This window comes from Curvibacter sp. APW13 (assembly GCF_032337135.1).
Lineage (GTDB): Bacteria > Pseudomonadota > Gammaproteobacteria > Burkholderiales > Burkholderiaceae_C > Allorhodoferax.
On the sequence record NZ_JAVXZZ010000001.1, the window covers coordinates 618,276 to 629,920 of the forward strand.

The 11,645-nt window shown below is 64.4% G+C and carries 12 protein-coding genes; 7 read left to right on the plus strand and 5 right to left on the minus strand.

Annotated features, from left to right (window positions below):
- Positions 1–8: 8 nt before the first annotated feature.
- Positions 9–1,163: a rod shape-determining protein RodA gene (gene rodA, locus RQP54_RS02800; protein WP_315676647.1), complete on the minus strand. Its 1,155-nt coding sequence runs from the start codon at positions 1,161–1,163 to the stop codon at positions 9–11.
- Between the two features lie 59 nt (positions 1,164–1,222).
- On the opposite strand from rodA, the gene RQP54_RS02805 reads away from it, so the two are divergent.
- The 7 genes from RQP54_RS02805 (at position 1,223) to ruvC (ending at position 7,803) form a co-directional block, all read left to right on the plus strand.
- Positions 1,223–1,816: a YqiA/YcfP family alpha/beta fold hydrolase gene (locus tag RQP54_RS02805; protein ID WP_315676648.1), complete on the plus strand. Its 594-nt coding sequence runs from the start codon at positions 1,223–1,225 to the stop codon at positions 1,814–1,816.
- A gap of 41 nt (positions 1,817–1,857) precedes the next feature.
- Complete coding sequence (locus RQP54_RS02810) at positions 1,858–3,900, plus strand: ribonuclease catalytic domain-containing protein (RefSeq protein ID WP_315676649.1); 2,043 nt, start codon at positions 1,858–1,860, stop codon at positions 3,898–3,900.
- A gap of 2 nt (positions 3,901–3,902) precedes the next feature.
- A complete protein-coding gene (locus tag RQP54_RS02815) occupies positions 3,903–4,757 on the plus strand; it encodes a TonB family protein (protein ID WP_315677736.1) in 855 nt (284 codons plus the stop codon).
- A complete protein-coding gene (mtgA, locus tag RQP54_RS02820) occupies positions 4,754–5,491 on the plus strand; it encodes a monofunctional biosynthetic peptidoglycan transglycosylase (protein ID WP_315676650.1) in 738 nt (245 codons plus the stop codon). Before RQP54_RS02815 ends, mtgA begins: the two co-directional genes overlap by 4 nt.
- A gap of 67 nt (positions 5,492–5,558) precedes the next feature.
- Entirely contained in the window at positions 5,559–6,170 is a 612-nt protein-coding gene (locus RQP54_RS02825) for a lysophospholipid acyltransferase family protein (RefSeq protein WP_315676651.1), read from the plus strand.
- 12 nt (positions 6,171–6,182) lie between these two features.
- Complete coding sequence (locus RQP54_RS02830) at positions 6,183–7,172, plus strand: phosphatidate cytidylyltransferase (RefSeq protein WP_315676652.1); 990 nt, start codon at positions 6,183–6,185, stop codon at positions 7,170–7,172.
- Between the two features lie 67 nt (positions 7,173–7,239).
- Positions 7,240–7,803, plus strand: a complete 564-nt coding sequence (ruvC, locus tag RQP54_RS02835) for a crossover junction endodeoxyribonuclease RuvC (RefSeq protein ID WP_315676653.1) — start codon at positions 7,240–7,242, stop codon at positions 7,801–7,803.
- 16 nt (positions 7,804–7,819) lie between these two features.
- On the opposite strand, the gene RQP54_RS02840 is transcribed toward ruvC, so the two are convergent.
- The 4 genes from RQP54_RS02840 to ftsA all read right to left on the minus strand — a co-directional run bounded on the left by RQP54_RS02840 (position 7,820) and on the right by ftsA (position 11,642).
- Entirely contained in the window at positions 7,820–7,993 is a 174-nt protein-coding gene (locus RQP54_RS02840) for a hypothetical protein (RefSeq protein ID WP_315676654.1), read from the minus strand.
- 14 nt (positions 7,994–8,007) lie between these two features.
- Entirely contained in the window at positions 8,008–8,931 is a 924-nt protein-coding gene (lpxC, locus tag RQP54_RS02845) for a UDP-3-O-acyl-N-acetylglucosamine deacetylase (protein ID WP_315676655.1), read from the minus strand.
- A 56-nt stretch (positions 8,932–8,987) separates the two neighbouring features.
- Complete coding sequence (gene ftsZ, locus RQP54_RS02850; protein WP_315676656.1) at positions 8,988–10,235, minus strand: cell division protein FtsZ; 1,248 nt, start codon at positions 10,233–10,235, stop codon at positions 8,988–8,990.
- Between the two features lie 177 nt (positions 10,236–10,412).
- The gene (gene ftsA / locus RQP54_RS02855; RefSeq protein WP_315676657.1) at positions 10,413–11,642 is read right to left on the minus strand and encodes a cell division protein FtsA; all 1,230 of its coding nucleotides are present in this window, start codon (positions 11,640–11,642) and stop codon (positions 10,413–10,415) included.
- Positions 11,643–11,645: the final 3 nt, after the last annotated feature.

Genomic DNA, 11,645 nt, shown 5'->3' on the forward strand with positions numbered 1-11,645 from the left:
GGGGATGATTATGTCTGCACCAGCCGTTTGGCGCTGGCCACCGACATCAGAATGCCCAAGGCCAGCCCCAGTATCACCATGGCCGTGCCGCCGTAGCTGATGAAGGGCAAGGGCACCCCCACCACCGGCAGGATGCCACTGACCATGCCCATGTTCACGAAGGCATAGGCGAAGAAGATCATGGTGACGCTGCCCGCCAACAGGCGCGAGAACAGGGTGGGCGCCTCCAGCGCAATGCTCAGACCCCGCAGGATCAGGAACACGAAGGCCCCCACCAGGAACAGGTTGCCCAGCAGGCCGAACTCTTCGGCGTAGGCGGCAAAGATGAAGTCGGTGGTGCGCTCCGGAATGAATTCCAGGTGGGTCTGGGTTCCCTGCATGAAGCCTGTACCGAACACGCCGCCAGAGCCGATGGCAATCATGCCCTGCAGGGTGTGGAAGCCCTTGCCAAGCGGGTCGCGGGTCGGATCCAGCAGGGTGCATACACGCTGCTGCTGGTAATCGTGCAGGCCGGGCCAATTGACCCCTGGTGCACACAGCTGGGACTCGAAAGCCACCAACAGCACAATGCCCACGACACCCAGGACCATGGGCGGAACCACCAGCTTCCAGCTCATGCCGGCAAAGAAGATGACCGACATGCCGGCGATCAGCACCAGCAAGGCCGTACCCAGGTCGGGCTGCTTCATGATGAGCCCCACGGGAACCATCAGCAATCCACCGGCCACGACGAAGTCCAGCGGGCGCAGTTGGCCTTCACGCTTCTGGAACCACCAGGCCAGCATCAGCGGCATGGCCAGCTTCATGATCTCGCTGGGTTGGATGGTGATGCCGATGTTGACCCAGCGCCGGGCGCCCTTCTTGGTGATGCCAAACACGGCCACCGCCACCAGCAGCCCAACCCCCACCAGATACAGGGGTACGGCCAGCGCCATCAGCCGCTGCGGTGGAATCTGGGCCACGACGAACATGATGCTCGCCGCGATCAGCATGTTGCGGGCATGGTCCTGGAACCGGGTGCCATGGTCGTAACCCGAGGAATACATGATGAGCAGGCCTGCGCAGGCCAGCATGAACACCGCGAAGGCCAGCGGACCGTCGAACCCCGAAACATAGGGGGCGAAGCGCTGGCGCAGGGATATTTTTCCGAAAGAAGTCGCCATGCTCCGAATTATCGGGGGTATGGCCACGGAGCCCTCGATTGGGTCTTACCATCCGCCCCATGGCGACCACCCACCTGCTCTACCTCCACGGATTCCGCTCCTCCCCCCAATCCGCCAAGGCGCGCCAGATGCAGGCCTGGGTGCAGGCGCACCGGCCCGACGTGCACTGGTGGTGCCCGCAGTTGCCGCCGTCGCCCCGGGAAGCGATGGCCCAAGTAGAGGCAGGCATTGCCGCATGGCCACGGGACTCCATGGTCACGGTGGGCTCCAGCCTGGGTGGGTTCTACGCCACCTGGGTGGCCGAGCAGACGGGCTGTCGGGCAGCGCTGCTGAACCCCGCCATCCACCCGGCACGCGACCTGGCCAAGTACATCGGCGAGCAGACCAGTTGGCACGACCCCGAGGATCGCTTTTTCTTCTGGGAGGAATTCGTCGACGAGCTGCGAACGCTGGACTGCCCCACGTTGACCCGCCCCGAACGTTACTTCGCGCTCATCTGCAAGGGCGACGAGGTGCTGGACTGGCACGAGATGCACAGCAAATACGCCGCCTGCCCGGGCTTGCTGCTCGAAGGCGGTGACCATGCCATCAGCGACTTTGGCACGCACATGCCCGCGGTGCTGGCGCACCTGGGGCTGCAACCGGCCCTCTGAGCCCCCAGAGCGGCAACGGCGCCCATGGGACAATGGCGCCCATGTACGTATTGTTTGAAGACGCAGGCAAATTCCTGGCCGGGCGGTTGATGTCGGAGGCCGAAGCCTCGGCGCAGGTGGAGCTGGACACGGGCAAGCGCGTGAAGGTGAAGGCGGCGCACATCATGCTTCGCTTCGAAAAGCCCTCACCTGCCGAATTCATCGCCCAGGCCCAGTCGCTGGCGCAGGGCATTGAGCTCGAAATGGCCTGGGAATTCGCGCCGGAAGAGGAATTCGGCTTTGCCGATCTGGCGCGTGACTACTTCTCGGCCAGCGCCCCGCTGTCCGAACAGGCGGCCATGCTGTTTCGCCTGTACGACAACCCCCACTATTTCCGCCGCGCGGGCAAGGGCCGCTTCAAGAAGGCCCCCGCCGACATCATCGCGCAGGCCCTGGCTGCCATCGAGAAGAAGCGCCTGATCGGGGAGCAGATCGCTGCCTGGGCGCAGGAACTGGCCGCGGGGCGCTGCCCCGAGCCGGTGCAGAGCCAGATCTTCAAGATCCTGTTCAAGCCGGACAAGAATGCGCCCGAGTACAAGGCCGTGGTCGACGCCGCGCGAGCCACCCAGACCGCGCCGCTGGCACTGCTGCAGAAGGCCGGCGCCATTGCCTCCCCCTACCAGTTCCACTGGAAGCGCTTCCTGTTCGAGAACTTCCCCAAGGGCACGGGCTTCCCCGCCCTGACGGCTCCGCCCATTGCCGACGAGTTGCCGGTTGCTTCGGTGCAGGCCTTCTCCATCGACGACTCGCAGACCACCGAAATCGATGATGCGCTCTCGCTGCAGGGCCTGGGCACCGGCACCGTGGTGCTGGGCATCCACATCGCCGCGCCGGGCCTGGCCATTGCCCCCGGCAGCCCGGTGGACCAACTGGGCCGCGCACGCCTGTCCACCGTGTACATGCCGGGCTACAAGATCACCATGCTGCCGGATGACGTGGTGCAGACCTACACCCTGCTGGAAGGTCGCGACTGCCCCGCCGTGTCGCTGTACGTGACGCTGGACGAAGCTACGCTGGAGATTCAGGCCTCAGAAACCAAGCTGGAACGGGTACCGATCACCTGGAACCTGCGCCACGACCAGCTCGACAGCCTGGTCACGGAAAGCTGGCTCACCGGGGCAGACGTTTCCAATGAAACCGGCCACCAGCCCGCATGGGAATTGCGTGAGCAGCTATCATTTTTGTATCGACTGGCAAAAGACCTCAAAGCCAAGCGCGAGGTGGTGCGGGGCAAGCCCGAAACCTTCAATCGCCCGGACTACAACTTCCGCCTGATGGAGAACATGGGGCATGAGCCAGACGGCAGCGAGACCGTGCACATCTCGGTACGCCAGCGCGGCGCACCGCTGGACCTGATCGTGGCCGAGGCCATGATCCTGGCCAACAGCACCTGGGGCAGTTGGCTTGCCGAACTGGGTGTGCCGGGCATCTACCGCAGCCAGGCCTCATTGGCGCCGGGTGTCAAGGTGCGCATGGGCACCAAAGCCCTGCCCCACGCCGGCATCGGCGTGAAGAGCTATGCCTGGAGCACCTCGCCCCTGCGCCGATACACCGACCTCGTGAACCAGTGGCAGATCATTGCCTGTGCCCGGCACGGCAAGACCGCGGCCCTGGTGGCGCCGTTCAAGCCGAAAGACGCCGAACTCTTCGGCATCATCAGCAGCTTCGACGCCGCCTACACCGCCTACAACGGCTACCAGTCCGGCATGGAACGTTTCTGGACCCTGCGCTACGTGCAGCAGCATGGCCTGACCGAGCTGGAAGCGACGGTATTCAAGGACAACATGGTGCGCGCCGACAGCATCCCGCTGGTGCTGCCGGTGGTCGGCGCACAAGGCCTGCCGCGCGGAGCCCGCGTGAAGGTGCGCCTGGGAGACATCGACCTCATCACGCTGGATGTGCATGGCACGGTAGTGGAACGCCTCGACGCCACCGCCGAGCCGGTGAGCGACGATGCCGAGGACGACGAGGAGGTGGCCGGACCCATCGCCATCGCGGTAGACATGAGCGAGGGCTCCGAGTCGCCCGATAATCCTGCTCCGTGAAACTGCGCCGACTCTCCCCCCTGCAGTGGGCACTGACCATCTCGGTGGCGGTGCACGCCCTGCTGCTGACCATCCGCTTCGTGGACCCGGAGCGCTTCGACCGGGTGTTCCAGGACACGCCGCTCGAAGTGATCCTGGTCAACGCGCGCACCAACGAAAAGCCCGATGCGAAGGCGAAAGCCATTGCCCAGGCCACGCTGGTGGGCGGCGGGGACGCGGAAAAAGGCCGCGCGACCAGCCCGCTGCCGCCCTCGGCCCTGGTGGATGTGGGCGATGCAGTGCAAGACGAGACACAGCGCAAGTTGCAGCAGCTGCACGATCAGCAGATGCTGCTGCTGTCACAGCTCAAGAGCCAGCTGGCGGCCCTGCCCCCGCGCGACCCTTCGCAGCCCATGACCGCCGAAGAGCGGGATCGGGAGGAAAAGCGCAAGCAGCTGATCAAGACACTGGCCGAGATCGAGCGGCGCATCAACACCGAGAATGCGCGCCCAAAGAAGCGCTACATCAGCCCCTCCACGCGCGAGGAGGTCTATGCCGTGTACTACGATGCACTGCGCCGCGCCATTGAGGACAAAGGCACCGAACAGTTCCCCACCGCCGCCGGACGCAAGCTCTATGGCGAGCTGACCATGGTCGTGACCGTGGATTCCAGGGGCCGCGTGGTCGAGACGGAAGTCGTGGAAAGCTCCGGCAACAAGGCGCTTGACCGCCAGGCCGCGCTCATCGCCCGTGCCGCCGGCCCCTTCGGCAAGTTCAGCAAGGCCATGCGCGAACGCGCGGACCAGATCGTGGTGGTGTCGCGCTTCAACTTCACCCGGGACGAGACCCTGCAGGCCAACGTCTCGGCAGCCCAATGAGGAGCATGCTGCGTTGGGCGGCCTGCTGTGCCGGGGCCTTGCTGCTGCTGCAGTTCTTCTTCATCGCCCGCATCGCGCTGTGGGCCGTCTGGGCGCCCGAGTCCACCACCTTCGAACGCTCCCAAGCCTGGCAGGTTGCGCAGAGCAAAGGCGGCATCCCGCCCTGGCGCCAACAGTGGGTGCCCTACAGCAACATTTCCAACCACCTCAAGCGCGCCGTCATTGCCTCCGAGGACGACGCCTTTGCCGACCATGACGGCGTGAACTGGGACGCCATCGAGAAGGCCTGGGAAAAGAATGCCAAGGCAGAGAAGAAGGCCGAGGCCCGCCCCAGCCCCACCAATGGCAAGCCTACCAAGCCGCCCAAGGTCGTGGGGGGCTCCACCATCACCCAGCAATTGGCCAAGAACCTGTTCCTGTCGGGTGAGCGCACCCTGCTGCGCAAGGCTCAGGAGTTCGTATTGACCATGAGCCTGGAGCTGCTGCTGTCCAAGGAACGCATCTTGGAAATCTACCTCAACCACGTGGAGTGGGGTGAAGGGGTCTTTGGTGCCCAGGCTGCGGCCCAGCACTATTTCCGCAAGAACGCGGCGCAACTCAGCGCCTATGAGGCGGCCCGCCTGGCCGTGATGCTGCCGCGGCCCAAGTACTTCGAGAAGCTGCCCAATTCCGCCTACCTGAGCGGGCGTGCCGAAGTCATCGTGGCGCGCATGCCCTCGGCACAGCTGCCTTGACCCATCGTGCTGGGGAGGCCTCTCCACAGGCCTCTGCCACGCGCCAGCCTCTGTATGATGCCCGCCCATGCTTGCCAAGTTAATGAGTCTCTTCCTGCTTGGCCTGATCCGGGTACTGACCGGCGCACAGGCGCGCTGGTACGGCTGCCCGCCCAAGGCCGAGCAGCGCATCTATTTCGCCAACCACCAGAGCCACGCCGACCTGGTGATGATCTGGGCGGCCTTGCCCAAGGAATTGCGCGCCGTGACGCGCGCCATCGCTGCCAAGGACTATTGGACCAAGACCCCGTTCAAGCTGTGGCTCACCACGGCGGTGTTCAACGTCATCTACGTCTCGCGCGACCGCAGCAGCGATGAGGACCCGTTGGAGCCCCTGCTGGAAGCGCTGGAGAACGGCGACTCCATCATCCTGTTTCCCGAAGGCACCCGTGGCCATGCCGAGGAACCTGCGGCCTTCAAGGCTGGGCTCTACAACCTCGCCACCCGCTACCCCAAGGCGGTGCTGATTCCGACCTGGATCAACAACGTGCAGCATGTGCTGCCCAAGGGTGAAGTGGTGCCGGTGCCGGTGCTGTGTTCGGTGACCTTCGGTGCACCGATGCAGGTGGAAGAAGGTGAGGACCACCGCCAGTTCGCCGACCGCGCCCGCCGCGCCGTGATCGCATTGCGTGACGTGTAAGGAACGGCCACCATGTACCACTACATCAAGGACCTGACCCCCTTCCAGCAAGTGGGGGTACTCTTCATCATCGTTTTTGGCCTGCTGCTGGTCGGCAGCATCTGGGCGTTCGTGCTGTCGATCCGCGAGCACGACGACCCCGAGGAGGCACTGCGCTGGCGTGAGGGGGTGAATGAAATCAGCACCATGCTGCGCATCTCCTGGGTGATGATGCTGGGCTTCTGGGTGTGCTGGATTTCAGGCAAGGGGGTTGCCTTGACCCTCTTCGGCTTGCTCTCCTTCCTGGGCTTGCGCGAATTCCTTACCCTGTCGCCCACCCGCCGGGGCGACCACCGCAGTCTCGTGCTGGCGTTCTTCGTGGTGCTGCCGGCACAGTACTGGCTCATTGCCAGCGAGCACTTCGACATGTTTGCCGTTTTCGTGCCGGTGTACGTATTCCTGGCCCTGCCACTGGCCAGTGCGCTGGCCAACGACCCCACGCGCTTTCTCGAACGCAATGCCAAACTGCAATGGGGCATCATGGTCTGCATCTACGGCATGAGCCATGTGCCAGCCCTGCTGCTGCTGAAGTTTCCCGGCTACGACAACAAGAATGCCTTCATGGTGTTCTTCTTCGTGCTGGTGGTGCAGACAAGCATGATCACCCAGCACTACCTCAACCGCAAGGTGGCCAAGCCGATCGCAGCGCCAGCCATCAGCACCAGCTTCAATTGGTACAGCATGTGGATGGGTGTGCTGGCAGGCAGCATTGTCGGCGGCTTGCTGGCCGGCATTACGCCCTGGGTACCGGGCACCGCCTTCGCATTCTCGTTCATTGCCTGCACGGCAGGCGCCATGGGGCATCTGGTCATGAAGGCGCTCAAGCGGGATCGCGGCATTCCCAGTTGGGGGCCAAAGGTGGCTTCGGTGACCGGGGCCGGCGGCCTGCTCAACCGGGTGGACGCGCTGTGCTTCGCGGCACCGGTGTTCTTCCATTCGGCCAAATGGTACTTCGACATCTGAGCGACTGCCCATGGTTACAGCCTATATCCCGCATAGAAACTGCGCAGGCAGTTCCTGAAAACGTAGCATGCGCATCCTTGGCATCGACCCCGGCCTGCGCACCACCGGCTTTGGCGTGGTGGACCTCGACGCGGGTCACACCCGCTACGTGGCCAGCGGCACCATCAGCACCCTGGCGACGGAGACCCATGCCCTGCCCCAACGACTGAAGGTGCTGTTCGACGGCATCGGCGAGATCGTCGAGCGCTACCAGCCCGACTGCGCCTCGGTGGAAATCGTGTTCGTGAACGTCAACCCGCAGTCCACATTGCTGCTGGGCCAGGCCCGCGGGGCGCTGCTCACGGCCTTGGTCAATGCAAACCTTCCGGTGCATGAATACACGGCACTGCAGATGAAACAGGCCGTGGCCGGCCACGGCCGCGCGCAGAAAAGCCAGATCCAGGAAATGGTGCGCCGCCTGCTGGGGCTGAGCGGCGTGCCCGGCACCGATGCCGCCGACGCGCTGGGTCTGGCCATCACCCATGCCCACGCCAGCAAGTCGGTCGCCCTGATTGCGCAAAGCAAGGTGGTGGTAGGGGAAGCGGCAGGACGCGGCTCCCGTGCTGCCTACCGCAACCGGCGACCTGGCTGAGGCGCATTCGCAGAGCCTACAGGCGTTCCAGGATCAGCACGCCAAAGCCCACCAGACCCGCGATCACCATCCATTTGAGGATCAGCAAGCCAAACAGCTTGAAGCGCTGCTGTCCGGTAGCCACAAAGAACACGAAGCTCACCCCCGCCGCGATCAGCAGCAGGAAGATGATCCAGCGGAACAGCAGCATGACGAAGCGCGGCGCTACCAGGCCGTGGCCAACTGCGCAAAGCCTGCAGGAGCGGCTTTCTCGTTCTCGAACGTCACCACGTCCCAGGCGTCCTCCTGGGCCAGCAGGGCACGCAACAACTTGTTGTTGAGTGCATGGCCGGAGCGGAACGCGTGGTAGGCCGCTAGCAGGGGCTTGCCCACGATGTAGAGGTCGCCCATGGCATCGAGGATCTTGTGCTTGACGAATTCGTCGTCGTAACGCAGTCCGTCGGCGTTGAGCACCTTGTAGTCGTCCATGACGATGGCGTTGTCCAATCCGCCACCGAGGGCCAGGCCGTTGGAACGCATCATCTCCACATCCTTGGTGAAGCCGAAGGTTCGGGCGCGGGCGATGTCACGCGAGTAGGAACCGAAACTCAGGTCGAACTCCACGAACTGGCCGGTGGAGTCCACCGCCGGGTGCTTGAAGTCGATCTCGAAGCCCAGCTTGAAGCCATGGTAGGGCTCCAGGCGGGCCCATTTCTCGTTGGTGCCACTGCCCTCACGCACCTCCACCGTCTTGAGCAGGCGAATGAAGCGGCGCGGCGCGTTCTGCTGCTCGATGCCGGCGCTTTGCAGCAGGTAGACGAACGAGGCTGCCGATCCGTCGAGGATGGGGATTTCCTCGGCCGTGATGTCGACATAGAGATTGTCCACGCCCAGTCCGGCACAGGCCGACATCAGATGCTCGACCGTCAGCACCCGGGCAGGGCCGTTCGACAAGGTCGAGGCCAGGCGCGTGTCCGTCACCGACTCGGCCGTGGCCAGGATATCCGGCGCTTGCGGCAGATCCACGCGGCGGAACACGATGCCCGTATCGGGCGCAGCCGGGCGCAGCGTGATTTCCACCCGCTGCCCGCTGTGCAGACCGACCCCCACCGCGCGGGTGAGGGTTTTGAGAGTTCGTTGTTTGAGCACGGGCTGGATTTTACTGGCCAGCCCTGGCGCCCGCAGGGAACTCCATTTTTGCAGCATCAGTCGGCTTGCTTGCGCAGGAAGGCTGGGATCTCGTAGTCGTCCATGCCACCGCTGGCCAAGGCGTCCACGCGGGCAGCGGCCGAGGTACGGCCACGCCACACGGCCGGGGTGCCCATGCTGCTGTAGTCGGTCGAAGCGGCACCGACGGCGGGAGCCGCGGCCGTGGCACCGGTAGCCCCCATCGCAGCCGGTTGGGCGATGGTGTTGAGCGTGGGCACATGGAAGGGCACGTTGTCGGTACCGGTGCGGATTACCTGCAGCGGGGGCGCCGTGCGGCGAGCGCCCTGGCGGCTCAGGCCGGTGGCCACCACGGTCACACGGATCTCGTCGCCCAGGGCGTCGTCGTAGGCAGTACCGTAGATCACGTGGGCATCGGGCGACGCGTAGGCACGGATGGTGTTCATGGCCAGCTTGGACTCAGACAGCTTGAGGCTGCCCTTGGCGGCAGTAATGAGCACCAGCACACCCTTGGCACCGGACAGGTCAATGCCCTCCAGCAGCGGACAGGCCACGGCCTGCTCGGCAGCAATGCGGGCGCGGTCCGGGCCGCTGGCCAGGGCGGTGCCCATCATGGCCTTGCCGGGCTCGCCCATCACGGTGCGCACGTCTTCGAAGTCGACGTTCACATGGCCTGGCACATTAATGATTTCGGCGATACCGCCGACAGCGTTCTTGAGCACGTCGTTGGCGTTGGCAAAGGCCTCGTCCTGGCTGACGTCGTCACCCAGCACTTCGAGCAGTTTCTCGTTGAGCACCACGATCAGCGAGTCGACGTTGGCCTCGAGCTCGGCCAGGCCGGCATCGGCATTGCTCATGCGGCGGCCGCCTTCGAAGTCGAAGGGCTTGGTAACCACACCCACGGTCAGGATGCCCATTTCCTTGGCCACGCGGGCGATCACGGGAGCCGCACCGGTGCCGGTGCCGCCGCCCATGCCGGCGGTGATGAACAGCATGTGGGCGCCTTCGATGGCCTGGCGGATATCGGCTTCGGCCAGGTCTGCAGCTTCCTTGGCTTTTTCAGGCTTGCTGCCAGCCCCCAGGCCGGTCTGGCCCAACTGCACCAGCTTGTGCGCGCTGGAGCGAGACAGGGCCTGTGCATCGGTGTTGGCACAAATGAACTCCACGCCACTCACCCCGGTGTTGATCATGTGCTGCACGGCGTTGCCGCCGCCGCCACCAACGCCGATCACCTTGATCTGGGTGCCTTGGTTGAATGTCTCTTCTTCAATCATTTCGATGGGCATGTTGTGTTACTCCTGAAAAACGAAAACTGTGAAATGGGAAAAACCGGAAATCTGTACAAGGGACTCATGCCCGTCAGGGGGGTCGGTACATCGCCATCGCCAATGGGCGCCGCTGGCCAGCGGGACGGCATACTGACCGGACGATGGTGTGACGCGGTGTAGCTGATGGTTCATGGCTTAGAAGTTCCCTACAAACCAGTCCTTGATGCCACCCAGTACCGATTTCATCGGACCGGCCTTCTGCGCGACCTTCAGCCCCCGCATGCGGGCCACGCGCGCTTCTTCCAACAAACCCATCACGGTGGCCGCCCGCGGCTGTGCCACCATGTCCGCCAATGCGCTGGAATACTTGGGGATTCCCCTGCGCACGGGTTTGAGGAAGATGTCTTCCCCGAGCTCGACCATGCCCGGCATGACGCAGCTGCCGCCGGTGAGCACGATGCCGCTCGACAGCACTTCCTCGTAGCCTGAGTCGCGCATGACCTGGTTGACCAAGCTGAAGATTTCCTCCACCCGGGGCTCGATCACGCCGGCCAGCGCCTGGCGACTGAGCATGCGCGGGCCGCGATCGCCCAAGCCCGGCACCTCGACCTGCACCTGCGGGTCGACGAGCATCTGCTTGGCGTGGCCGCTTTCGACCTTGATGTCCTCGGCGTCCTTGGTCGGCGTGCGCAGCGCCATGGCGATGTCACTGGTGATGAGGTCGCCCGCGATCGGGATCACGGCGGTGTGCCGGATGGCGCCGTTGGTGAAGATGGCCACGTCGGTGGTGCCGGCACCGATGTCCACCAGCGCCACGCCGAGGTCGCGCTCGTCCTGGGTCAGCACCGACAGGCTGCTGGCGAGCGGGTTGAGCATGAGCTGCTCCACCTCCAGGCCGCAGCGGCGCACGCACTTGATGATGTTTTCCGCCGCGCTCTGCGCACCGGTGACGATGTGCACCTTGGCTTCCAGGCGGATGCCGCTCATGCCGATGGGCTCCTTCACGTCCTGCCCATCGATGATGAACTCCTGCGGCTCCACCAGCAGCAGGCGCTGGTCGGTCGAGATGTTGATGGCCTTGGCGGTTTCCACCACACGGGCCACGTCGGCCGGCGAAACGTCGCGGTCCTTGATCGCCACCATGCCGCTGGAGTTGATGCCGCGAATGTGGCTACCGGTGATGCCGGTGTAGACGCGGCTGATCTTGCAGTCCGCCATCAGCTCGGCCTCCTTCAGGGCCTGCTGGATGCTGGCCACCGTGGCATCGATGTTCACGACCACACCGCGCTTGATGCCATTGCTGGGCGCAACACCCAGACCGGCGAGCTTGAGCTCGCCGCCCGGCATCACCTCGGCCACCACCACCATGACCTTGTTGGTGCCAATGTCCAGCCCGACAACCAAATCCTTGTACTCTTTTGCCATAGC

Excerpts from the sequence above, each read along its gene's own strand:
- rodA (WP_315676647.1), bottom strand. The coding sequence starts at position 1,163 with ATGGCGACTTCTTTCGGAAAAATATCCCTGCGCCAGCGCTTCGCCCCC.
- RQP54_RS02805 (WP_315676648.1), top strand. The coding sequence starts at position 1,223 with ATGGCGACCACCCACCTGCTCTACCTCCACGGATTCCGCTCCTCCCCC.
- RQP54_RS02810 (WP_315676649.1), top strand. The coding sequence starts at position 1,858 with ATGTACGTATTGTTTGAAGACGCAGGCAAATTCCTGGCCGGGCGGTTG.
- mtgA (WP_315676650.1), top strand. The coding sequence starts at position 4,754 with ATGAGGAGCATGCTGCGTTGGGCGGCCTGCTGTGCCGGGGCCTTGCTG.
- RQP54_RS02825 (WP_315676651.1), top strand. The coding sequence starts at position 5,559 with ATGCTTGCCAAGTTAATGAGTCTCTTCCTGCTTGGCCTGATCCGGGTA.
- RQP54_RS02830 (WP_315676652.1), top strand. The coding sequence starts at position 6,183 with ATGTACCACTACATCAAGGACCTGACCCCCTTCCAGCAAGTGGGGGTA.
- ruvC (WP_315676653.1), top strand. The coding sequence starts at position 7,240 with ATGCGCATCCTTGGCATCGACCCCGGCCTGCGCACCACCGGCTTTGGC.
- RQP54_RS02840 (WP_315676654.1), bottom strand. The coding sequence starts at position 7,993 with ATGCTGCTGTTCCGCTGGATCATCTTCCTGCTGCTGATCGCGGCGGGG.
- ftsZ (WP_315676656.1), bottom strand. The coding sequence starts at position 10,235 with ATGCCCATCGAAATGATTGAAGAAGAGACATTCAACCAAGGCACCCAG.
- ftsA (WP_315676657.1), bottom strand. The coding sequence starts at position 11,642 with ATGGCAAAAGAGTACAAGGATTTGGTTGTCGGGCTGGACATTGGCACC.